A 20,656-nucleotide genomic window follows, 5' to 3' on the forward strand; every position below is an offset into this window, starting at 1 on the left:
CACCGCCGAAGTGGCGCTGCGCTGCGTCCGGGGCACGAGATTGGCCCTACGCCACCCGCCTTGCCGCGCCGGCTTTGGTCAAAATCCCGTCAAGACAATCGATCATCTCGGCAATCTCCGCCTTCGTGACGTTCAGCGCCGGCATGAAGCGCAAGCTGTCGAGCTGCGGTGCGTTCAAGAGCACGCCGGCCTCGAACGCCTGCGCGACGATTCCCGGCGCGATCGGCAGCTTGAGGTCGAGCGCGAGCAAGAGCCCGCGGCCGCGGACCTCGCCGAGGCCGTGCCGCGCCGAGACCTTCTGCAGCTCGCTTTCGAGCAGCAGACCGGTCTCGGTGACCCTCTTGAGGAAGTCCGGCCTGCCGACCTCCTCGAGCACCGCGAGCCCCGCCGCGCACATGATCGGGTTGCCGTTGAACGTGCCGCCCTGATCGCCATGCGCGAAGCAGGAGGCGCGTTCGGTTGCGAGCAGCGCCGCGAGCGGCACGCCGCCGCCGATGCCCTTGCCGAGCGTCATGATGTCGGGCGCAATCCCGGTATGCTCGTAGTGGAAGAGCTTTCCGGTCCGGCCCATGCCGGTCTGGATCTCGTCGAAAATCAGCAGCAGGCCGTGCGCCGCAGTGAGGGCGCGCAGCTGTTGCAGGAACTGATCGCTCGCCGGCCACACGCCGGATTCACCCTGGATCGGCTCGAGCATCACGGCGACGGTGTTGTCGTTGATCAGCGTCTCGACCGAGGCGATATCATTCAGCTTCGCTTTCTTGAAGCCCGAGACCTTCGGCTCGAACAGCGGCTCGAACGCCTTCTTGCCCGAGGCCGACATCGTCGCTAGCGTCCTTCCGTGAAAGCCGCCCTCGAAGCTGATAATCTCGAACGCGCCGCCTCTGTGCAGGCTGCCATATTTGCGCGCGAGCTTGATCGCGCCCTCATTGGCTTCTGCGCCGGAATTGGCAAAGAACACCTGATCGAACGCACTGTTTGCGACCAGCGCCTCGGCCAGCTTCAGGCTCGGCTCGTTGTAGAAGGCCGGGCTCGGCGTCAAGAGCCGCTTGGCCTGCGATGCGAGCGCGTCGGCGATCGCGGGCGGGGAGTGACCGAGACAATTCACGGCCCAGCCCTGCACGAAATCGAGATAGCGCTTGCGGCTGTCGTCCCAGAGGTAGGAGCCCGCGCCGCGGACGAACACGGCCTTCGGCCGTGCGGTGATGTCCATCAGCGCGTCGTACGGATGCGTCGTCATGTCGAACTCCTCTGGAGGCGGGTGAAAAAAGCGGCGCAAAAAGCAGAAAGGCCGCACCTTGCGGGTGCGGCCTTCTCGAGAACTCGGCTGAATTTTATCGGTTCAGCGGCGTCGTCGGACATGGCGCACCCTCTCATCGTCGCGGAAGCGACGACGGAGCATTTCGGTGCGCTGATGGGTCCGAGCGTTGATCATGGGGCGCGTCCCTACAGCCGAATGACACGGCTTGTCAAGCAGGCGCGTTACAAAACACACTCTGCTCGTGCATCGCGTTTCATTTCATTGTCGCGCGGCAACCATCGGGGCTCTGGCGCGTTTGTGATCAGGCAACGCGAATTGCTTCGAACCGGACGCGTACCTCCCAAGACCAAGAGGGGCGGGACCAACAGATTGTTTTTGCCTTGTCCGACACATACCCAATTGACCTCGACAGCGTTCGCGGCGCATTTCCGCCGGGCATCGACGCGCTGCCGCTTCTGATCGACTTCGCCGGCTGGCTCAAGGAGCGTCCCTGGGGCAGCGTCGGCTGCTTCTCCCTGCAAGGCCAGTTCTCCGATCACGCACCGATCATCGACGGCAGTCCGTTGCGCGACAGATTCTCGCTGTTCATGCGGCTGCCGGACGGCTCGGTCGTCGGCGGCTGGTACGGCGCGGGCCTGGACCGGGACAATCCGCCGATCGTGGGGCTGGGATCGGAGGGCGACTACGAGCTGCTCGCGCCGAGCCTCGACGCTTTGCTGACGAAGCTGACGTCGCAGCAATTCGACGAGGCCTGGAGCGATCTCAAGCCGCGCGAGGAGGTCGAGCCGCAAACGGTCGAGCTTGCACGCTGGCTCGCCGAGCGGCCGGCCGGTGAGCTGGCCGCGGCCGAGGATGCACCGTCGGAATTGCCCGACTTCCGCGGCTTCGTCGAAAAATGGAGCCGCGACCGCGAGGACTATTGGGCCAATCACCGCCTGATGGCCGAGCTCGGCTGGCGGCTCGCTGCGCATCTGCCGAAGGGCAAGAAGCCCTGGGACAAGACGCATTTCGAGGTCGCCATCGTCGGCAAGCAATACGAGGCGCGCGTGCTGTCGCGCGGACCGCAGCCGTTCGAGGAAGCCGCCGCGATCGAATCCCTGCTGCGCGATTTGCGGGAGGAGATGCGCCGCGCCCAGCCCGAGCTCGGCCTATGGTATGCGATGAAGTTCGGTCTCTATGCCGACGGCCGCGTCATGCCGAGCTTCGACTACGACGTGCGCCCGACCATCGACGGCGAGCCGGCGAAATTATCAGAAGCGCAAGCAGATCTCGCCCGGGCCCCGCGCCCCGAGCGCTGGGTGCCGAAATGGCTGGCGTGAGGGAGCTGTAGCGCCAGCGGCGGTCTGCTCGCTCTTCCGCTTGCGGGAGAGGGCTGCGGAGAGGGTGCCTCTGCAGAGAGACTCCCAATGAGGAGAAAGCCCTCACCCGCGCCTTCGGCGCGACCTCTCCCGCAAGCGGGAGAGGTTACAGAGAGTTCGTAGCTGGACCGATCGTCACAGCGAATTCCGTCAGAATCCCGCGACGCTGCCGTGCAGGTCGTATTGGTCGGCGCGTTCGATCTTCGCGGTGACGATCTCGCCGACGCGCAGAGGCCGCCGGCTGGAGAGATACACTGCGCCGTCGATCTCGGGCGCATCGGCCTTGGAGCGGCCCTTGGCGACGGTCGGGCCGACCTCGTCGATGATGATCTGCTGGCGCGTGCCGACTTTGCGCTTCAGTCTGCGCGCGGAAATTTTCTGCTGCCGCGCCATCAGCGCGTTGTAGCGCTCCTGCTTGACCTCCTCCGGCACGGGATTTGCGATCGCGTTCGACGTCGCGCCCGCAACCGGCTCGTATCTGAAGCAGCCGAGGCGGTCGATCTCGGCCTCATCGAGCCAGTCGAGCAGATAGGCGAAATCGGCGTCGGTCTCGCCGGGGAAGCCGACGATGAAGGTCGAGCGCAGCGCAAGATCAGGGCATTCCTCGCGCCAGCGCTTGATGCGCGCCAGGGTCTTGTCCTGTGCCGCCGGGCGCTTCATCGCCTTCAGCACCTCGGGGCTTGCATGCTGGAACGGGATGTCGAGATAGGGCAGCACCTTGCCCTCATTCATCAGCGCGATGACCTCGTCGACATGCGGGTAGGGGTAGACATATTGCAGCCGAACCCAGGCGCCGAGCTCACCGAGCTCGCGCGCGAGGTCGAGGAATTTGGCGCGGACCTGGCGGTCCTTCCAAGGGCTCTCGGCATATTTGAGATCGACGCCATAGGCCGAAGTGTCCTGCGAGATGACAAGCAGTTCCTTGACGCCCGCACCGACCAGACGCTCGGCCTCGCGCAGCACGTCATTGGCTGGACGCGAGACGAGATCTCCGCGCAGTTTCGGAATGATGCAGAAGGTGCAGCGGTTGTTGCAGCCTTCGGAGATCTTCAAGTAGGCGTAGTGGCGCGGCGTCAGCTTGATACCCTGCGGCGGCACCAGATCGAGATGCGGATGATGCGCGGGCGGCAGCGCACGATGCACGGCGTCCAGCACGCTCTCGTATTGCTGCGGGCCGGTGATGGAAAGCACGCCGGGATAGGCCTGTTCGATCGCTTCCGGCTCGGCGCCCATGCAGCCCGTCACGATCACCTTGCCGTTCTCGGCCATGGCCTCGCCGATCGCCGAGAGCGATTCCTGCTTGGCGCTGTCGAGGAAGCCACAGGTGTTGACGATGACGATGTCGGCCCCGTCATGCTTGCGGGCGAGCTCGTAGCCCTCCGCGCGCAGGCGCGTGATGATGCGCTCGGAATCCACCAATGCCTTGGGACACCCGAGTGACACGAAGCTGACCTTGGGCGCAGCCGTCTGATCCATATCCGATCTGCCTGATTGACCGGCCTGAGCTAGTCCCAATTGCCCCTGATTACAACCCTTTGCATCGCGTTCCGGCATGCTATGGATGAGCCACCTGCCGTGAGTGAGCCATGAGCGCCGAACAGTCGCCCAAAATCGTGATCGTCGACGAAAGCCCGATCCGGGCTGCGATCCTCGAGGACGGGTTGCGGGAGGCCGGATTCACGCAAGTCGTCCATATCCGCGAGATGCAGAGCCTGCTGGCCCGTATTTATGCGGTGGATCCTGATATCATCGTGATCGATCTGGAAAACCCCAGCCGCGACGTGCTGGAGGCGATGTTCCAGGTCAGCCGCGCGGTGAAGCGGCCGATCGCGATGTTCGTGGACCAGAGCGATTCCGCCTCGATCCAGGCCTCCGTGGAGGCGGGGGTCTCCGCCTATATCGTCGACGGGCTAAAGAAGGAGCGCATCAAGCCGATCCTCGACCTCTGCGTGTCCCGCTTCAACGCCTTCGCAAAACTCCAGGAGGAGCTGGAGCGCACCAAGTCGCAGCTCGAGGACCGCAAGATCATCGAGAAGGCCAAGGGCATCCTGATGAAGGTGAAGGGCCTCACCGAGGACGAGGCCTATGTGCTGCTGCGCTCGACCGCGATGCGCGAGAAGAAGAAAATCGGCGAGATCGCCCAGTCGATCATCACCGCGTCGGAGATGCTGAAATGACCGCTCCCCTCCGCATCGGGTTCATCCCGCTGGTCGATGCCGCCGCACTGATCGTCGCCGTCGACAAGGGCTTTGCCTCCGCCGAGGGTTTAGAGATCGAGCTGGTGCGCGAGGTGTCCTGGTCGAACGTCCGCGACAAGCTCAATATCGGCCTGTTCGATGCCGCCCATTTGCTTGCACCGGTGGCGATCGCATCCTCGCTCGGGCTCGGCCATGTCAAGGTGCCGATCGCCGCGCCCTTCAATCTCGGCGTCAACGGCAATGCGATCACGGTGTCGCCGTCGCTCCATGCGGCGCTGATGGAGGCGATCGATGGCGACCGCTTCGATCCGCTTCTCACCGCGAAAGCGCTGGCGAAGGTCGTCGCCATCAGGCGCAAGGCAGAGGCCGAGCCGCTGACTTTCGGCATGACCTTTCCGTTCTCGACCCACAATTACCAATTGCGATTCTGGATGGCCGCGGCCGGCGTCGATCCGGACGAGGATGTGCGCCTCGTCGTGCTGCCGCCGCCCTTCATGGTCGACAGCCTCAGGAGCGGGCATGTCGATGCGTTCTGCGTCGGCGCGCCCTGGAATTCGATCGCGGTCGATCGCGGCGTCGGCCACATCCTGCATTTCTCCTCCGACATATTGGCCCGCGCTGCTGAGAAGGTGCTGGCGGTCCGCCAGGTCTGGGCCGACAAGCACCCGGATGTGGTTGCAGCTTTGGTGCGGGCGGCGGTGAAAGCCGCCGAGTTCATCGAGGAGCCGGCGAACCGGACCGAGGCGGCGCGCATCCTGGCGCAGCCGGAACGGATCGGCGTCGAGCTTGAGGTGATCGAGCGGACGCTGGTGGGACGCCTGAAGATTTCGCCTGACGGCACCATTCGCGAAAGCGGCCGCTATCTCCTGGTCGGGCGCGAAGGGGCAGGGCGCCCGGATCCGGTTCAGGCCGCCTGGCTCTATGCGCAGATGGTGCGCTGGGGGCAGACGGCGCTGACGCCGGATGGCGTCAAGACTGCGATGGCGGTGTTCAGGCCCGATCTCTACGATGCGGCGATCGGCCGTCGGCCCCCTGATGAAGCCGCTGGAGGGCTCGACGCTTTCGCCGGGCCGGCGTTCGATCCGGACAACATTTTGGGGCATTTGAAAGCCTTTGACGTGGGACGGTGGACAGCCTGATTCGGCGTTTGCATATTTCCTAGGCAATCTGTTTTAGCGATCAAATTTTAGGCTCACTGCCTCCATTTCGTGAAGAGTTGCGTGGTCGGTGTTCCTGCGGGACCTCCGCATTCCCTTGAAATCTCATCAGTTTTCATTTCGTCAAAGCTGGCACGCAACTTGAATGTTGCAGTGCGGCCAGCTTGTCACAGGTGCCTGCTGAGCCAAGTCCCGCAGCAACGAAGCTGATCGGACCGTTGGGTGCAAGGCGGGCTCCTGAGCCAGCCGAGTTCCTCACGGGACGCGCCAATATCCGTCGATGCCACCCTTCGTGGCCGCAGGAGCTTCGTTACCGACCATGAAAATTGATACGCTCGCAGTCGACTTTACCGACGAGCAGAAACGCTATCTCGAAGGCTTCACGACCGGTCTGCAGATCAGCCGCGTCGGTCGCGGTCTTGGCAGTGGCGCGGGCAAGGCGGATGCTGAGCCTGTTGGTCCCGATGCCGTGCACATCAAGGCGCAGGACAAGGTCATTGCGTCCGGCAAGAAGCTCGTCGACCAGGAGAAGTTCAAGCGCGCCGAGCATCCCTTCGATGCCTATCCGCGGCTGCGCCAGCAGGCGCTCGACAATACCCCGCCGAGCCCGGCGGACAATTTCCGCTGGCGCTATTACGGCATCTTCTACGTCGCGCCGACGCAGGACTCCTACATGTGCCGCCTGCGCATTCCGAACGGCATCATGAAGCACTGGCAGCTGTCGGGCCTCGCCGATCTCGCCGACGAACTCTGCGGACCCTACAGCCATGTCACGACGCGCGCCAATCTCCAGCTTCGCGAGATCCCGCCGAAGCACGCGATCAAGCTGATCGAGGGCATCCAGGACCTCGGCCTGTGCTCGCGCGGCTCCGGCGCCGACAACATCCGCAACGTCACGGGAACGCCGACCGCGGGGATCGATCCGCAGGAAATCATCGACACGCGGCCCCATGCGCGCGAGTGGCACTATCACATCCTCAACGACCGCTCGCTGTACGGCCTGCCGCGCAAGTTCAACGTCGCCTTCGACGGCGCCGGCAGGATCGCGGTGCTCGAAGAGACCAACGACATCGCCTTCACGGCTTTTGAGGTGAAGGACGGGTTCGGTGTCGCGCCCGGCGTCTGGTTCCGGCTTGGCCTCGGCGGCATCACCGGCCACAAGGATTTTGCAAAGTACTCCGGCATCATCGTCAAGCCGGAGCAGGCCACCGCCGTCGCTGACGCCATCGTGCGCGTGTTCATCGAGCACGGCGACCGCACCAACCGCAACAAAGCGCGGCTGAAATACGTGCTCGACGCCATGGGCCATGACGGCTTCCTCAAGCTGGTCGAGGAGCGGCTGAAGACGCCGCTCACGCGCGTGCCGGATGAGGCGTTTCTCCCGCGACCCGCCGCCGACCGCATGGCGCATGTCGGCGTGCACAAGCAGAAGCAGGATGGCCTCAACTGGATCGGTGTCTCGCTAACGCTCGGCAAGCTCACCTGCGACCAGATGCGGGGGCTCGCCAAGATCGCGCAAGATCTCGGCGACGGCGAGATCCGCCTCACGGTCTGGCAGAACCTGCTGATCTCGGGGGTGCGCGACGAAAACGTTGAGCTTGCGATTGCCGCGATCAAGCAGATCGGACTCGCGGTCGACGCATCGCACATCCGTGCCGGCCTGATCGCCTGCACCGGCAATGCGGGCTGCCGCTTCGCGGCCGCCAATACCAAGCGTCACGCTGAAGAGATCGGCGACTGGTGCGAGCCGCGCGTCGCCATGGACAAGCCGGTCAACATCCACGTCACCGGCTGCCACCATTCCTGCGCACAGCATTACATCAGCGACATTGGACTGATCGGAGCGCGCGTGCCGGTCAGCGAGGACGACACCGTCGAGGGCTATCATCTCTTCACCGGCGGCGGGTTCGGCCCCGACGCGGATGTCGGGCAGGAGGTCTATCACGACCTCAAGGCCGAGGACGCACCGAAAATGGTCGAGGCGCTGCTCAAGGCCTACATCGCCAGTCGCTTGTCCCCCGACGAGACCTTCCTCTCCTTCGCGCGCCGCCATGACGGCGAAACGCTGCGCAAGCTTGCCGATGCACAGGTGTCCGCATGAACCAGATCACGCCTCCGCCCAAGCTCGACATCATTCCCGCCAGCGCGCCGTTCTCCGACGCGCAGCGCTCATGGCTGAACGGCTTCTTTGCCGGGCTGCTGTCGCCTGATGTAGCTGCGCCCCTGTCGGCGGAGCAGGGTGCGGCCGTCATGCAAAGTGGCGACGGCGACGACGGCGAAGCGCCGTGGCATGACCAGACCATGCCGATCGCCGATCGGATGAAGCTCGCCGAGGGCCGCCCCCTGCGCCGCAAGATGATGGCGGCGATGGCGCAGCAGGATTGCGGCCAGTGCGGCTACAATTGCCAAGACTATTCGGAGGCGATCGCGAGCCGCAGTGAGGCGCGGCTCAATCTCTGCGTCCCCGGCGGCAAGGAAACCGCGCGGATGCTGAAGTCGCTATACGAGGAGCTCGACAAGGCTCCGGCCGCGAAAGCACCTGAGAGGACCAACGCGGTGGCAGCGCCCGCCGTGACCGTCACCATCGCCGAGCCCGGCCGTTCGCGCGACAATCCTGCGACCGCGACCTTCCTGTCGCGGCGTTTGCTCAACAAGGGCAAGTCGGAGAAGGAGACCTATCACGTCGAGTTCGATCTCTCCGCAAGCAAGCTCGACTATGTCGTCGGAGATTCCTTTGGCGTGTTCGCACGCAACGATGTCGGCCTCGTCGACCAGATCATTGCGCTGCTCGGCGCCTCTCACACCACTGAGGTCAACGGCAAGACGCTGCGCGAGGTGCTGATCGACGACGTCTCGCTGTCGCCGGCGCCCGACACGCTGTTCGAGCTGATCTCCTTCATCACCGGAGGCGCGGCGCGCGAGAAGGCGCGGGCGCTGGCGCAGGGCGAGGATCCCGATGGAGATGCCGCAACTCTCGACGTGATGGCGGCGCTGCAGAAGTTCTCCGGCACGCGGCCGCATCCCGAGGCCTTCGTCGAGGCACTGGAGCCGCTGCAGCCGCGGCTCTATTCGATCTCCTCCTCGCACAATGCGACGCCGGGAAAACTGTCGCTGACGGTCGATTCCGTGCGTTACGTGATCGGCAAGCGCAAGCGCATCGGCGTTGCCTCGACCTTCCTCGGCGAGCGCATCACCGAAGGCGAGAAGCTCAAGGTCTATGTGCAGAAGGCGCACGGCTTCGGCCTGCCGCAGGATCCGAAGACACCGATCATCATGGTCGGCCCCGGCACCGGCATCGCGCCGTTCCGCGCCTTCTTGCTCGACCGCAAGGCGACCGGCGCGCCCGGCAAGAACTGGCTGTTCTTCGGCCATCAGCGCAGCGATTGCGATTTCTTCTATCAGGACGAGCTCAACGCGATGAAGACCTCGGGGCTTCTGACCCGCATGTCGCTGGCCTGGTCGCGCGACGGCGAGAAGAAGTTTTACGTGCAGGACCGCATGCGCGAGGTCGGCCGCGAAGTGTGGACATGGCTCGCCGAGGGCGCCCATTTCTACATCTGCGGCGACGCCAAGCGCATGGCCAAGGACGTCGAGCGGGCGCTGGTCGACATCGTCGCCCAGTTCGGCGCACGCTCGACCGACGAAGCCGTCAGCTTCGTCGCCGAATTGAAGAAGACCGGCCGCTTCCAGGCTGACGTGTACTAACGGCGAAGAGCTGTCACTCCATTGTCATCCGAGTCGGTTCCCGCTGGCTCGGATTTTAGCGAATAGCATTCTCGGAACCCGCGGATCGGGAGAATTTACGCCTGCGAGAGGACCCGTTCGGAGGACCGATATCGCTATTTCCGGCGGCGTCTTGCCCGCCACCGGGGGTGATCCTTCATACTCCCGCGCATGGAGCGTTGGAGATCGGCGATGCGCGAACTATCGGCGGAAGCCAGGCTGCACTTCTACGCGCGCTCGCTCTCGCGACGGACCGGAGCAAGCATGCATCATGTCGGGCTCTACAGCGCGTTTGCAGTCATCGCGGCGATCGTGTTCGGGACGTTGTCGGTGCATCCGTTCTAACGAAGCCGCACCGCTCTCGTAGGGTGGACAAAGGCGCGCTCTTCGCGCGCCGTGCCCACCATCTCTCAGCAAACGGCATCGATTTGGTCGGCACGCTTTGCTTTGCCCACCCTACGGCACACCTGATGTGCCTCACGCCCCGCGCTTGAAGGGCGCGACCTCGATCCCCGCATCCTTGAGCGCCTGACGCACGCCGCGCGCGATGTCCACCGCGCCATGCGTGTCGCCGTGGATGCACACCGTATCCGTGCGCATCTTGATGACCTTGCCCGTCACCGAGACCACCGCGCCGTCCTGCACCATGCGCACCACGCGCTCGGCGATGGCCTTGGCATCGTGCAGCACCGCGCCGGGTTTCTTGCGCGAGACGAGGTTGCCGTCGTCCTCATAGGCGCGGTCGGCAAACACTTCGTGCACCAGCGGAAGGTTGGCGTCTTCGCCCGCCTTCACCAGCTTTGAATTGGCGAGCACGACAAAGATCAGGTTCGGGTCGACCGCCCTGATGCCAGCGGCGATCGCCTTGGCGGTCATGTCGTCCTCGCAGGCGACGTTGGAGAGCGCGCCATGCGCCTTCACATGGGTGACCTTGTGGCCGGCCGCGGTCGCGATCGCCTGCAGCGCGCCGATCTGGTAGGCGACGAGGTTCTCGATCTCGGACGCCTTCAGGCCCGCGATCGGATGCCGGCCGAAACCGTGGAGGTCACGATAGCCAGGATGCGCGCCGACGGATACCCCGCGCGCCTTTGCGAGCTCGACCGTCCGCCGCATGATGTCGGGGTCGCCGGCATGGAAGCCGCAGGCGACGTTGACCGAGCTGGCAAGCTCGATCATGGCAGCGTCGTTGCCCATCTCCCATGCGCCAAAACCTTCGCCGAGGTCGCAATTGAGATCGATCGTCTTCATGGGATGCTCCTCTGGTCTTGTGCCGTTTACGGCTCCACCGCGACCTGCCAGGTCCCGGCATCCATGGCGCTCACCGCATAGCCGGCGACGTTAGCATCGCTGAGCGCCTCGATGTTGAGCGCGATGCTGTCGGAGGAGCGCAGCCGATCCGGCAGGTTGCGGATCAGTTGCGCGAACTTGCGCGCCTCGTCCTGCGCCTCGGCCATGCTGACAGCCTTGAAACGGAACGCCGTTCCCGCCGAGGTCTGCGCGAGGCGGCCGAGATCGGCCGTGATCACGGTTGCGATCTTCGGATAGCCGCCGGAGGTGCCGCGGTCCATCATCAGCGCGATCGGCGCGCCGTTGCCGGGCACCTGGATGCTGCCGTTCACCGTGCCGTCGGAGACGATGTTGTGGCCGTGCAGATGCTTGATCGCGGGTCCTTCGAGCCGGTAGCCCATGCGGTCGGAGGTCGCCGAGATCTTCCACTCGCTATCCAGAAACAGCGCCTTGTTGGCGTCGTCGAACTCGTCGTCCTGCGGGCCCAGCACGACGCGGATCGGGCCGCTCACAGGTTTCGGCAGTTCGATGCGCAGTTCGGGCGCGCCGCTCGCGGCATCGACGGTGAATTCGTCGCCGGCCTGAAGCGGGCGCGGGTAGGGGCTGCCGAGCCCGGCGCGGGCGTTCACCGCCAGGCTGCCGAACACCTGCTCGCCTTTGACCGCGCCTTCGATCGCGAGATAAGTGAACGCGCCGCCGCGGGCAAAGCCCAGCGTCAGCGTCTCGCCGTCCTTCAGCGTCACCGATGTGTCCATCGCGACCGGCCGGCCGGCGATGTCGGCGTTGCGCGGTGCGCCGGCGATGGCGATCCGCACGGCGCCGTCCCGGGCCAAGAACGTGGCGCCGAACGGGCCGATCTCGACCGCGGCCGCGAACGGCTCATTGCCGACCAGCGTGTTCGCCGCTGCCAACGACAGCCGATCCATGGCACCGCTGACGGTCAGGCCGTAGCGCTGCGCGCGGTGGCGGCCGCCGTCCTGGACGGAGCTTGCCGGCCCGATGCTGGCGACCACGAGCCGGCTCATGCGTCGACCCGCTCGGCGATGATCTCGCCGGCCTCGGCGGCGCGGTCCAGCTCCTCGAACGTGTTGTGGTCGATGGCGAAAAACGTCACGCAATCACCGGGTTCGGTGAGAAAGGTCGGATTCCGGTGGAGCTGATAGGTTCTGACAGGCGTGCGGCCGAGCAGGTGCCAGCCGCTGGGCGCGGCGAGGCACTGGATGCCCGCCTGGATGCCGCCGATCGAGATCGTGCCGGCCGGCGTCAACAGCCGTGGCGATTGCCGCCGCGGCATGTGCAGGGATTTGTCGAGGCCGCTGAGATAGGACCAGCCCGGCGTGAAGCCGATCATCGCAACCTTGTAGTCGCCGCCAGTATGGCGGGCGACGATGTCGTCGGGGGTGGTGTTCAGCGCTTTCGCGACATCCTCGAGGTCGATGCCGTGCTCGCCGCCATAGGCGACGGGGATGCGCCAGCGCCGCGCCTTGGCGGCTGGCGGCAGCGGCTGGGTGGCGATCGGCAGCAGCTTTTCGCCGAGCGCCTCGAAGCCGATCTTGCCGGGATCGTAATGCACCAGCAGCGAGCGATAGGTCGGCACGGTCTCGGTGATGCCGTCGACGGGGCGTGCTGCGAGCGCCTTGTCCAGCGCGAGCACGCGCTGGTTGGCATCGTCGTCGATGGTGCGGCTGAACTCGACGGTGACGGCGCTGTCGCCACTGGGCAGAAGGCGGGGCGGGGGGAGCGTCGCGGCCATGAGCTGTCGAAGAGCTGTCGAAATCGGGCTTGTGAGAGAAACGCGGGCTCGCGCCTGAGTTCCGCTTGTCTGCTTCGCGTAAATGCGCCCGCAAGTCCAATAAATTAATGCAGGGACATCCGATAAAGCCTTGTTATCCGAGATGCCACATCTTCAATGACTTCCCTTGGATCGCTGATAATCGCCAATTATCGCTTCAAGATTGCCGAGCTTGCGCGGGCGGAACGACCGCCTGATGTGCTGCAATGGAGCCTTTCTCATATTCGGATCTGAGATTCACTATGGTCAGCTCATGGAATTTCAGTTCGACATCGGGAAATAGATCGATCATATGAAGACAGGAAGAGCCCAACGCGAGACGGGCAAAGGAAAGCGCGAACGCTGCAACCACACGCGCGCCGCCGCTATCTGTCTTGTACAACTCGTTCTCGGCTGTACGGTGGAAGGCCATGGCTAATGTGTGTGCTTGGTTTGACAAATATTTATAGACGGCACGGGTAGTATCTTCACCCCACCCGAGACTGAGCATTGCTGCGTGGCGTCCATCCACAAACATATCAGCGCCTTCAAGAAGAGCTTTCTGGCGTTTGGGATTGATGGTCTTAAAAAACGCATTGCCTTCTAAGCGGCCACGAAGCTCCCGTAGAAGTTCTTCCGAGAAGCCGTTTTTCAGCGCTGGGTCTATCGTGAGGTAGGCTTTTCAGTTTAACTAGACCCTGAACAACAATGGAACGTTTTTGGGAAATGACGCTTGGGAAGTAGTTGAAACGTTAAGAACTTCTTCTAAAGCCTTGTTATCGCGGCGCATAACAGCGCTGCGGCCCTGCGTTATTGCTACCCTCTTGGCCCTTGACGCAAGGGCTGCGGCTCGCAAGATGCGCGCGTTCTGTCCCGCACCTCGGAGCTTGTCTGTTTCCATGTCGCTGTCCCCCGAAGCCCGCAAGACCCTCGCCGGCATCACCACTGCCACCATCACCACGGTCCTGCTGAAGAAGGGCCTGCGCAACGTGTGGATGCGCGGCGCGCGTCCGCTGCGCCCGGGCCTGCCGCGCCTGGTGGGACCGGCCTTCACGCTGCGCTTCGTGCCGGCGCGCGAGGACCTTGCGACGCCGGAATCCTGGTCATCGCCGATCTCGACCCGCACCGCGATCGAGGCGATGCCGGAAGGCTGCATCGCCGTGGTCGATGCCATGGGCATCACCGATGCCGGCATCTTCGGCGACATCCTCTGCGCGCGCATGATGAAGCGCGGCGTCACCGCGCTCGTCACCGACGGCGTCGTGCGTGACGTTGAGGGCGTGCTCGGCACCAACCTGCCGGTGTGGTGCGACGGCTATGCCGCGCCGCCGTCGGTCGCGGGCCTGACCTTCGTCGGCTGGGGCGAGCCGATCGGCTGCGGTGGCGTCGCCGTCTTCCCGAACGACATCGTGGTTGCCGACCAGGACGGCTGCGTGCTGATCCCGCAGGCGATGCTCGATCACGTTCTCAACGAGGGCGTCGAGCAGGAGCGGATGGAAGCCTGGATCGTCAACGAGGTGAATAATGGCGCAGTGCTGCCGGGCCTCTACCCCATGAACGCCGAAACCAAGGCGCGCTACGCCGCCAGCAAGAAGTAACAGGAAACGAGGACCGCAAATGGACATCACGCTCGCCGGCACGCGGCCGACCCGCCGCGCGCCGAAGGAACACTTCACCGGCACCGTGCTGCAGGACCCGATCAACATGGCGCCCGCGCCGGCGCGTCTCAACGTCTCGCGCGTCTCGTTCGAGCCAGGCGCCCGCACCAACTGGCACCACCATCCGCTCGGGCAGACGCTCTACGTGATTTCAGGAGTCGGCCGCGTTCAGACCAAGGGCGGGCCGGTCAAGGAAATCCGTCCCGGCGACACCGTCTGGATTCCGCCGGGTGAAGTGCACTGGCACGGCGCTACGCCGGGTAACAGCATGTGCCACATTGCCATGCAGGAAGCGCTCGACGGCGTGTTCTCGACCTGGCTGGAGCCGGTGACGGACGCGGAATACGAAGCGCCGCTCGGCTAAGGCGCTCCTGTCCCGGACAAGGCGCGTCGCCTCAAAGGCGATGCGCCGCCGAGCCGGGATCCAGAGCTCTCCGCAAAACGAACATCTCTGGGTCCCGGCTCTGCGCAGCAACGCTTCGCGTCGCTGCTTGTCCGGGACACGGCCATTCACATCCGCTCTGCCGTCCACGTGCCGGTGCACATCGCGCCGCGCCAGGTGCCGGAGCCTGAGGTGCCGCTCAGCCGTCCGAAGCCGACCGCGCGCTTGATGCCGGTGCTCAGGGTGACGTTGATGCTGCCGGCCTCGGCGACGCGGCCCGACGCGGTTACCGCCGCGCTGCTCGATGCGATCTGACCATTGTTGATGCCGATCGCCACGGTGGCGCCGTTGCCGCAGGTCTCGCTCGATGACGCGATCCGGACATTCCATGTGCCGTCGAAAGTGGAGCCCGCAGCATCGGCCTGTGCGAGCGGGAACGCGATGGCGATGATGCAGGCGAAGAGACCTCTACGAAATCCGTTCATGACACGCCCCTTGGGTTGACCATGCGCCGACCGTCGCATGAGCGCGGAACCGGGGATGTGAGGACTGTCACGTATGCGAGACGGCGTGTGAGGTGCCGCACTTTCAACGATGCGCTGGACAAAAGCGAAGGGGCCCTTGCGGGGCCCCTCGTCTCCATCAGGGCGCGTCGCTCGAGCTCAGTTCACCCGCGTCCAGGTCTGGCCGCCGCAGAACATGCCGCCGAAAGCGCAACCCTGCACGTGCAGGCGGTCGGTGCCCTTCATCGCGATGGTCGAATCGTAAGTCGAGCCGGAGTTGGGGTCGAGGATGCGCCCGGACCATTTCTGGTCCTTGCCAGGCTTCATGTTGATCAGGACCTGTTCGCCGTTCTGATTCGATTTTGAATCGACCGAATAGCCGCAAAGATTGTTGCCGCATTGCTCGATGCGAACCTTGCCTTCCTTCTCCTCGGTGAGCCAGACGCCAAGCGGTGAATTGAGATCGCGCGTCGGCGCGGCTGCGGGCGCCGGCGGGGCGATGGCTGCCGACTGAACGGGAGCGGGTGCCGGCCCCGGTGCAGGTGGAGGCGGCGCCGGGGGAGCGGCAGCCACGGTCGGAGCGGGCGCCGGCGGAGCGGCGGGAGCAGCCTGCTGCTCGACCGGAGCGGCCGGTGCGGACGGCGGCACGACGGCAGTCGCGGCCGGCGCATTGTTCGCTGTAGCGGCCGGCGGCGGAGGAGCGGGAGGCGGTGCTGGCGCTTGTTCCGCTGCGGGCGCCGCGATGGGTCCAGAGGCTGGTGCCGGCGCAGGTGGCGGTTGCGGATCGGCCTTGGCCTGCTGCGGCCCCTGCTTGTCCGGGGGCGTCTCGTTCTTCTTGGCCTTCTTCGCCTTGCCTTGACCGGTGTTGTCGTAGACGCCGGGGATCTGCACCGTGCCGCGATCCGGATCGATGCGGATGGTATGCCCGCCATATTCGAACGTGTACTGCGCCTGGGCAGCGGTGCTCGCCAAAAGGAATGCGGCCACGGCCAACAGCTTCCTCATTTCGCATCTCCTGAACGAATGGTCCCCGCACCGACGCTTACGCGCCGGCTCGATCACAAAAAGTGATCTAGATCACTGTTGTCCGTATGAGTCGTTCTGCGATGGTTCCGGGTTCAATAACGCCGGAGCCGGTCCAAAGTTTGGCGGGCGCAGGCGACAGGAGGACGCGGTTTAGTCGAACCAGGCGGCGTAGATCTTCCTGTAGCTGCCGTCTTCCATCGAGATGTGCAGCCATTGGTCGACGAAGGCTTTCAGTGCCATGTCGCGCTGGAGCCAGTAGGCCTTCTCGGAAAAATCGAACGGCTTTTCGGGATGGACCGCGCAGAGCACGCCTTGATGCTGCTTCTGCTGATAGCGGGTCTCGGAGGCGTCCGTCATCATCAGATCGGCGTTGCCCTTGGCGATCTCATCGAAGATCACGGTGTTGTCGGGGAAGACGGTGATGTCGGCGTCCTTGATGTTGGCGCGCGCGAAGCGCTCGTTGGTGCCGCCGGGATTGACGACGATTCGGGTGCCCTTCTTGTCGATGTCGGCGAGTGTCTGGTACTTCGCCGTGTCGGCGCAGCGGGTGATCGGCGTCTTGCCCTCGCGCATGATCGGGGTCGAGAACAAGCCCTTCTTCTGCCGGTCGAGCGTGACGGAGACGCCGCCCATCGCGATATCGAACTGGTCGGCCTCGAAATCCTTCATCAGCTTCGCCCAGGCGGTGGGTACGAACTCGACCTTGACGCCGAGGGCCTTGCCGAGCGCCTCGGCCATGTCGACGTCGAAGCCGGAGAACTGCTGCGTCGTCTTGTCGAGGTAAGTGAAGGGCTTGTAGTCGCCGGTCATGCCGACGCGCAACGTGCCGCGCTTGACGATCTCGTCGAGGCGCGAGGGCACCGCCTGCTGCGCGTGCGCCGAAAGATTTGCCAGCAGCACCACGGCCAGCGCTGTCACGATACGAACGATCATCTCTTTTCCACTCATGCCCGAGCTGTCATTGTGCAGCCCTCGAAGCGTGGATTTAGACCAGATGCCAATTGCTGGCGAGACGGAATTGAAGGGAATCTTGTCGTGACGATCTCGATGTACGAGGCCTCGGTCGGCCTCTTCGTGCCGTATTTGCGCAACCTGTCCGTCCTGCTCGACAAGGGCGTCGCCTATGCCGAGGCACGCAAGTTCAACCCGGCGGTGCTGCTCGGCATGCGCATGGCGCCGAACATGTACGATCTGGCCCAGCAGGTCGGCGAGGCGTGCCGCCACGCAACGGTCGCGCCGGCCCTGCTGGCGCAGCGCGAGCCGGCGGCGCTGCCGGCGCTGGAGCACGACATGGCCGGACTTCAGGCGCGGATTGCGACGTCAATCGAGTTCATCGAAAGCCTGCCGCGCGCCGAGATCGATGCGGCTGCGGAGCTGAAGGTCTTCTTCCGGCTGAAGAACGGGACCGAGCTGCCCTTCACCGGGCGGACGTTGTTGCTCACCAACAGCATCCCGCAGTTCTTCTTCCACGTCACGACGGCCTACGACCTGCTGCGGCACGCCGGCGTCGAGCTCGTGAAGAAAGACTTCTTGGGCCGAAAGTAACTACGCTTCGCCCTTGCGCTCGAACTCGGCGAGCGAGCTGCGGCCGGCGATCTCGCTGCGCAGCAGCTCGAAGCGGCGGTGTGCCTCGTCCTCGTGCTCGTCGACGAAGCGCACCGCAGCCTCGCTGCTCATCGGGCCGCTGACCACGGGTGCGGACTGCTCGCCGATGGTCTCGTGAACATAATACTGGCCGTCGTCACCGCGATGAACCGTCCATTTCAGGCGGATCGCCACCATCGGGCCGGGACCGACCTTGCTGTAGCCATCGGCATCGGTGTGATCAGGCACCAGCGGCTGCTCGTCGACCACCGGCTGCTCGCCTGTCGCATGATGTTCCTCAGCATGGTCTTCGACGGCCGGATGCTCACCGGTGACGACGATCTCGGTCTCGCGGATGATCTCGGTTTCGCGGACCACGACGGCCGGCTCGGGGTGCTCCAGGATGCTGGCGATGGTCGCCAGCGCGTGGTCGGTCGGGTCGATCTCTGACAAGGGTCCATCCTCCAGCTCGACGCGGCCGGCAAGTCTGTCCCACTGCCGCCGCGGCCGGATCCATTACGCGGGTTCGATTAAGGCTGAGTTGGGGCCCGATCTGCACCAAAATGGGACGCATTCTGGCCTTCCGAAGGCGGGCGGATCGACCGTCCGCCTTCGGATTTGGCTCAGCCGAGGACATCCTGATTGATGACGTTCTGCCGGATCGGATCGCCGTCCAGCACACTCAGGATGTTGCGCGCGGTCTGCTCGCTCATGCGGCTCACGGCCTCGACGGTGACGCCGGCCACATGCGGGGCCATGATGACGTTGGGCAGCGCGAACAGCGCGTTGCCGGCCGGCGGCGGCTCCACCTCGAACACGTCGATGCCGGCCCCGGCGATCTTGCCGGAGACCAGCGCATCGTACAGCGCGGCCTCCTTCACAATGCCGCCGCGCGCGGTGTTGATGAGGTAGGATTTCGGCTTCATCCGGCCGATCCGGGCCGCGTCGAACAGGCCGATCGTCTCCGGCGTCTTCGGGCAGTGGATGGTGACGAAATCGGCGTTCGGCAGCGCGGCGTCGAGGTCGGCGACGGGCTCGCAAGCCGCCGCCTTAATGTCGGCGGCAGGCTTATAGGGATCGTAGACCTGGACCTTCATTTCCATCGCCAGGCAGCGCTTGGCAGTGCGGCTGCCGATGCGACCGAAGCCGACGATCAGCACGGTCTTGCCGTAGAGGTCGAACGGCAGCATGCCGAGCCGGTCGGCCCATTTGCCGTCCCTGACGCAGGCGTGCATTTCATTGGCGCGCTTGGCCAGCGTCAGCATCATGAACAGCGCCGCTTCCGCGACCGACGGCGAGTTGGCGCTGCCGGCGACCATCAGCGGCACCTTGCGGCGGGAGAGGGCGGGCACGTCGACGGCGTCATAGCCGACGCCGATGCGGGTCACCACCTTCATGTCCCCGGATGCCTCGAGCTCGGTCTCGCCGAAGGCGGTGGCACCGAGCGCCACGCCATGGACCGGCGCATGGCTCTTGAGCAGGGCCTGAAAGTCGCTGGCCGAGATCAGGTTCGGAAACTCGACGAGGTCGATATCGTCCCGCTGGGTGAGGAGGGCGCGTGCCCCTTGCGACAAAGTTTGTGTAACGAAAATCTTCTTCTTGTTGGTCGCCATCGCTCCCCGCCTGCTCGCGTTTCTTGAGCCGGCATCACAGCACGACGCCGGTCTCCTCGTTTAGCAGGTGCATATTGTTGAGGTCCATCGCCAAACGCATGGGAGCCCCGTCCTTGGCGCCGGCATTGGGATCGACGCGGCCGCACACGGGCGTGCCGTCGAGCCCGAAATAGACCAGGGTCTCCATGCCCATCGGTTCGGTGACATCGAGCACCGTGTCGAAGGTCTCGACGCCCGGCCCGAGATGCGCATGCGACTCGGTGAGATGCTCGGGACGAAGGCCGAGCAGCAGCTTCTCGGTGCGCGGCAGCGCATTGTAGCGCGCGGCGCGGGCCGGCGGCAGCGGGAAAGCAATGCGGTCGCTCAGGCGGATCTGGAGCGTGCCGCCGGCGTCCTCGAGCCGGCACGGGATGAAGTTCATCGCGGGCGAGCCGATGAAGCCGGCGACGAAGCGCGTCGCCGGCTTGTGGTAGAGCTCGTTCGGCGTGCCGATCTGCTCGATCCGGCCCTTGTTCATCACCACCACCCGATCGGCGAGCGTCATCGCCTCGACCTGGTCGTGGGTGACGTAGACGGTGGTGGTGCGGACCTTCTGGTGCACCTTCTTGATCTCGATTCGCATCTGCACGCGGAGTTTCGCGTCGAGATTGGACAGCGGCTCGTCGAACAGGAAGACTTTCGGATTGCGCACGATGGCGCGGCCCATGGCGACGCGCTGGCGCTGGCCGCCGGAGAGCTGTTTCGGCTTGCGGTCGATCAGATCGGTGATGTCGAGCAGGCGCGCCGCCTCGGTCACCCGCGCCTTGATCTCGGCCTTGGGATAGTGCTTGAGCCGCAGCCCGAACGACATGTTCTCGGCGACCGTCATGTGGGGGTAGAGCGCGTAGTTCTGGAATACCATCGCAATGTCGCGGTCCTTCGGCGGCACGTCGTTGACGACGTCGCCGCCGATCATGATGTCGCCGTCGCTGATGTCCTCGAGCCCTGCGATCATGCGCAGCGTGGTCGACTTGCCGCAGCCGGAGGGGCCGACCAGCACGATGAACTCGTGGTCGGCGATGTCGAGGTCGATGCCGCGCACGGCCTCGACATCATCGTAACGCTTGACGACCTTCCGCAATGCAACGTCAGCCATGAG

General features: G+C 64.7%; 21 protein-coding genes. 9 read left to right on the forward strand and 12 right to left on the reverse strand.

Annotated elements, in window-relative coordinates; translation table 11 throughout:
* Nucleotides 1-46: 46 nt before the first annotated feature.
* Entirely contained in the window at nt 47-1,237 is a 1,191-nt protein-coding gene (locus tag JJB99_RS19445; protein ID WP_200493952.1) for an acetylornithine transaminase, read from the reverse strand.
* A 401-nt stretch (nt 1,238-1,638) separates the two neighbouring features.
* Between JJB99_RS19445 and JJB99_RS19450 the strand changes: the two genes are divergently transcribed.
* A complete protein-coding gene (locus JJB99_RS19450; RefSeq protein WP_200493953.1) occupies nt 1,639-2,577 on the forward strand; it encodes a hypothetical protein in 939 nt (312 codons plus the stop codon).
* Between the two features lie 189 nt (nt 2,578-2,766).
* On the opposite strand, the gene rimO is transcribed toward JJB99_RS19450, so the two are convergent.
* The gene (gene rimO / locus JJB99_RS19455; RefSeq protein ID WP_200493954.1) at nt 2,767-4,092 is read right to left on the reverse strand and encodes a 30S ribosomal protein S12 methylthiotransferase RimO; all 1,326 of its coding nucleotides are present in this window, start codon (nt 4,090-4,092) and stop codon (nt 2,767-2,769) included.
* 110 nt (nt 4,093-4,202) lie between these two features.
* Here rimO and JJB99_RS19460 point away from each other — a divergent pair, with 110 nt between their 5' ends.
* The 5 genes from JJB99_RS19460 (at nt 4,203) to JJB99_RS19480 (ending at nt 10,039) form a co-directional block, all read left to right on the forward strand.
* Nucleotides 4,203-4,793 (forward strand): ANTAR domain-containing response regulator, encoded by a 591-nt coding sequence (locus tag JJB99_RS19460; protein WP_200493955.1) that lies wholly within the window; start codon nt 4,203-4,205, stop codon nt 4,791-4,793.
* A complete protein-coding gene (locus JJB99_RS19465; RefSeq protein ID WP_200493956.1) occupies nt 4,790-5,953 on the forward strand; it encodes a CmpA/NrtA family ABC transporter substrate-binding protein in 1,164 nt (387 codons plus the stop codon). Before JJB99_RS19460 ends, JJB99_RS19465 begins: the two co-directional genes overlap by 4 nt.
* A 337-nt stretch (nt 5,954-6,290) precedes the next feature.
* Nucleotides 6,291-8,072 carry a NirA family protein gene (locus JJB99_RS19470; RefSeq protein ID WP_200493957.1) on the forward strand — a complete coding sequence of 594 codons (1,782 nt, stop codon included), beginning with the start codon at nt 6,291-6,293 and terminating at the stop codon, nt 8,070-8,072.
* Nucleotides 8,069-9,676 carry a sulfite reductase subunit alpha gene (locus JJB99_RS19475; protein ID WP_200493958.1) on the forward strand — a complete coding sequence of 536 codons (1,608 nt, stop codon included), beginning with the start codon at nt 8,069-8,071 and terminating at the stop codon, nt 9,674-9,676. The genes JJB99_RS19470 and JJB99_RS19475 overlap by 4 nt, the downstream gene beginning before the upstream one ends.
* A 210-nt stretch (nt 9,677-9,886) precedes the next feature.
* The gene (locus tag JJB99_RS19480) at nt 9,887-10,039 is read left to right on the forward strand and encodes a hypothetical protein (RefSeq protein ID WP_014495196.1); all 153 of its coding nucleotides are present in this window, start codon (nt 9,887-9,889) and stop codon (nt 10,037-10,039) included.
* Nucleotides 10,040-10,171: 132 nt separating this feature from the next.
* On the opposite strand, the gene JJB99_RS19485 is transcribed toward JJB99_RS19480, so the two are convergent.
* The 4 genes from JJB99_RS19485 to JJB99_RS19500 all read right to left on the reverse strand — a co-directional run bounded on the left by JJB99_RS19485 (nt 10,172) and on the right by JJB99_RS19500 (nt 13,290).
* Nucleotides 10,172-10,942 (reverse strand): LamB/YcsF family protein, encoded by a 771-nt coding sequence (locus JJB99_RS19485; RefSeq protein WP_200493959.1) that lies wholly within the window; start codon nt 10,940-10,942, stop codon nt 10,172-10,174.
* A 26-nt stretch (nt 10,943-10,968) separates the two neighbouring features.
* Nucleotides 10,969-12,006 carry a biotin-dependent carboxyltransferase family protein gene (locus tag JJB99_RS19490; protein WP_200493960.1) on the reverse strand — a complete coding sequence of 346 codons (1,038 nt, stop codon included), beginning with the start codon at nt 12,004-12,006 and terminating at the stop codon, nt 10,969-10,971.
* Complete coding sequence (gene pxpB / locus JJB99_RS19495; RefSeq protein WP_200493961.1) at nt 12,003-12,734, reverse strand: 5-oxoprolinase subunit PxpB; 732 nt, start codon at nt 12,732-12,734, stop codon at nt 12,003-12,005. The genes JJB99_RS19490 and pxpB overlap by 4 nt, the downstream gene beginning before the upstream one ends.
* Nucleotides 12,735-12,930: 196 nt before the next feature.
* On the reverse strand, nt 12,931-13,290 hold the full coding sequence (locus JJB99_RS19500; RefSeq protein ID WP_200493962.1) for a hypothetical protein: 360 nt from the start codon (nt 13,288-13,290) through the stop codon (nt 12,931-12,933).
* A 361-nt stretch (nt 13,291-13,651) separates the two neighbouring features.
* Between JJB99_RS19500 and JJB99_RS19505 the strand changes: the two genes are divergently transcribed.
* Nucleotides 13,652-14,350, forward strand: coding sequence for a ribonuclease activity regulator RraA (locus JJB99_RS19505; protein WP_011087336.1), 699 nt, complete (start codon nt 13,652-13,654; stop codon nt 14,348-14,350).
* 19 nt (nt 14,351-14,369) lie between these two features.
* On the forward strand, nt 14,370-14,774 hold the full coding sequence (locus JJB99_RS19510; RefSeq protein WP_200493963.1) for a (R)-mandelonitrile lyase: 405 nt from the start codon (nt 14,370-14,372) through the stop codon (nt 14,772-14,774).
* A gap of 146 nt (nt 14,775-14,920) precedes the next feature.
* Here the strand turns inward: JJB99_RS19510 and JJB99_RS19515 are convergent, their stop codons facing one another.
* The 3 genes from JJB99_RS19515 to JJB99_RS19525 form a co-directional block, all read right to left on the reverse strand.
* Nucleotides 14,921-15,277, reverse strand: a complete 357-nt coding sequence (locus JJB99_RS19515) for a hypothetical protein (protein ID WP_200493964.1) — start codon at nt 15,275-15,277, stop codon at nt 14,921-14,923.
* 177 nt (nt 15,278-15,454) lie between these two features.
* Nucleotides 15,455-16,300, reverse strand: a complete 846-nt coding sequence (locus JJB99_RS19520) for a DUF2147 domain-containing protein (protein ID WP_200493965.1) — start codon at nt 16,298-16,300, stop codon at nt 15,455-15,457.
* A 171-nt stretch (nt 16,301-16,471) separates the two neighbouring features.
* On the reverse strand, nt 16,472-17,254 hold the full coding sequence (locus JJB99_RS19525) for a transporter substrate-binding domain-containing protein (protein ID WP_200493966.1): 783 nt from the start codon (nt 17,252-17,254) through the stop codon (nt 16,472-16,474).
* Nucleotides 17,255-17,368: 114 nt separating this feature from the next.
* Between JJB99_RS19525 and JJB99_RS19530 the strand changes: the two genes are divergently transcribed.
* Nucleotides 17,369-17,866, forward strand: a complete 498-nt coding sequence (locus JJB99_RS19530; RefSeq protein ID WP_200500223.1) for a DUF1993 domain-containing protein — start codon at nt 17,369-17,371, stop codon at nt 17,864-17,866.
* Here the strand turns inward: JJB99_RS19530 and JJB99_RS19535 are convergent, their stop codons facing one another.
* The 3 genes from JJB99_RS19535 to JJB99_RS19545 form a co-directional block, all read right to left on the reverse strand.
* Nucleotides 17,867-18,358 carry a hypothetical protein gene (locus JJB99_RS19535; protein WP_200493967.1) on the reverse strand — a complete coding sequence of 164 codons (492 nt, stop codon included), beginning with the start codon at nt 18,356-18,358 and terminating at the stop codon, nt 17,867-17,869.
* A 170-nt stretch (nt 18,359-18,528) separates the two neighbouring features.
* Nucleotides 18,529-19,518, reverse strand: coding sequence for a hydroxyacid dehydrogenase (locus tag JJB99_RS19540; RefSeq protein ID WP_200493968.1), 990 nt, complete (start codon nt 19,516-19,518; stop codon nt 18,529-18,531).
* 34 nt (nt 19,519-19,552) lie between these two features.
* Nucleotides 19,553-20,653 (reverse strand): ABC transporter ATP-binding protein, encoded by a 1,101-nt coding sequence (locus JJB99_RS19545; RefSeq protein ID WP_200493969.1) that lies wholly within the window; start codon nt 20,651-20,653, stop codon nt 19,553-19,555.
* Nucleotides 20,654-20,656: the final 3 nt, after the last annotated feature.

This window comes from Bradyrhizobium diazoefficiens, assembly GCF_016616235.1.
Taxonomy (GTDB): domain Bacteria; phylum Pseudomonadota; class Alphaproteobacteria; order Rhizobiales; family Xanthobacteraceae; genus Bradyrhizobium; species Bradyrhizobium diazoefficiens_H.

What these genes read in the sequence shown, in the direction of transcription:
- JJB99_RS19445 (WP_200493952.1), bottom strand. Translation starts at nt 1,237, where the DNA reads ATGACGACGCATCCGTACGACGCGCTGATGGACATCACCGCACGGCCG.
- rimO (WP_200493954.1), bottom strand. Translation starts at nt 4,092, where the DNA reads ATGGATCAGACGGCTGCGCCCAAGGTCAGCTTCGTGTCACTCGGGTGT.
- JJB99_RS19460 (WP_200493955.1), top strand. Translation starts at nt 4,203, where the DNA reads ATGAGCGCCGAACAGTCGCCCAAAATCGTGATCGTCGACGAAAGCCCG.
- JJB99_RS19465 (WP_200493956.1), top strand. Translation starts at nt 4,790, where the DNA reads ATGACCGCTCCCCTCCGCATCGGGTTCATCCCGCTGGTCGATGCCGCC.
- JJB99_RS19470 (WP_200493957.1), top strand. Translation starts at nt 6,291, where the DNA reads ATGAAAATTGATACGCTCGCAGTCGACTTTACCGACGAGCAGAAACGC.
- JJB99_RS19475 (WP_200493958.1), top strand. Translation starts at nt 8,069, where the DNA reads ATGAACCAGATCACGCCTCCGCCCAAGCTCGACATCATTCCCGCCAGC.
- JJB99_RS19480 (WP_014495196.1), top strand. Translation starts at nt 9,887, where the DNA reads ATGCGCGAACTATCGGCGGAAGCCAGGCTGCACTTCTACGCGCGCTCG.
- JJB99_RS19485 (WP_200493959.1), bottom strand. Translation starts at nt 10,942, where the DNA reads ATGAAGACGATCGATCTCAATTGCGACCTCGGCGAAGGTTTTGGCGCA.
- JJB99_RS19490 (WP_200493960.1), bottom strand. Translation starts at nt 12,006, where the DNA reads ATGAGCCGGCTCGTGGTCGCCAGCATCGGGCCGGCAAGCTCCGTCCAG.
- pxpB (WP_200493961.1), bottom strand. Translation starts at nt 12,734, where the DNA reads ATGGCCGCGACGCTCCCCCCGCCCCGCCTTCTGCCCAGTGGCGACAGC.
- JJB99_RS19500 (WP_200493962.1), bottom strand. Translation starts at nt 13,290, where the DNA reads ATGTTTGTGGATGGACGCCACGCAGCAATGCTCAGTCTCGGGTGGGGT.
- JJB99_RS19505 (WP_011087336.1), top strand. Translation starts at nt 13,652, where the DNA reads ATGTCGCTGTCCCCCGAAGCCCGCAAGACCCTCGCCGGCATCACCACT.
- JJB99_RS19510 (WP_200493963.1), top strand. Translation starts at nt 14,370, where the DNA reads ATGGACATCACGCTCGCCGGCACGCGGCCGACCCGCCGCGCGCCGAAG.
- JJB99_RS19515 (WP_200493964.1), bottom strand. Translation starts at nt 15,277, where the DNA reads ATGAACGGATTTCGTAGAGGTCTCTTCGCCTGCATCATCGCCATCGCG.
- JJB99_RS19520 (WP_200493965.1), bottom strand. Translation starts at nt 16,300, where the DNA reads ATGAGGAAGCTGTTGGCCGTGGCCGCATTCCTTTTGGCGAGCACCGCT.
- JJB99_RS19525 (WP_200493966.1), bottom strand. Translation starts at nt 17,254, where the DNA reads ATGATCGTTCGTATCGTGACAGCGCTGGCCGTGGTGCTGCTGGCAAAT.
- JJB99_RS19530 (WP_200500223.1), top strand. Translation starts at nt 17,369, where the DNA reads ATGTACGAGGCCTCGGTCGGCCTCTTCGTGCCGTATTTGCGCAACCTG.
- JJB99_RS19540 (WP_200493968.1), bottom strand. Translation starts at nt 19,518, where the DNA reads ATGGCGACCAACAAGAAGAAGATTTTCGTTACACAAACTTTGTCGCAA.
- JJB99_RS19545 (WP_200493969.1), bottom strand. Translation starts at nt 20,653, where the DNA reads ATGGCTGACGTTGCATTGCGGAAGGTCGTCAAGCGTTACGATGATGTC.